1 protein-coding gene is annotated in these 215 nt (G+C 38.1%); it reads right to left on the reverse strand.

Translation table 11 applies throughout. The annotated features are described in order from the left end of the window. A partial coding sequence (locus ACRHOC_RS15775) for a hypothetical protein (protein ID WP_431159513.1) occupies positions 1-215 on the reverse strand: 215 nt, incomplete at both ends.

The raw sequence follows: 215 nt of genomic DNA on the forward strand, positions 1-215 counted from the left end.
TAAAGTAACATTACCAATGTATTCAAAACTATCGTTGTTTCCATTTGCTCCACAATAACTCGGTACTGTACCAGTTCCTTGAATACTAAAATTGTATGGGCTTTCATCAGTATCATCATTAGCAATAGTTACTGTTGCTGTTCTTAAGCCATCAGCACTAGGATCAAAAGTGATGGTAAATGTGGTACTTCCACTCGCAGCTAATGGGGTTGGTG

The organism is Winogradskyella poriferorum (assembly GCF_050618035.1).
GTDB classification, from domain to species: Bacteria; Bacteroidota; Bacteroidia; order Flavobacteriales; family Flavobacteriaceae; genus Winogradskyella; species Winogradskyella poriferorum_A.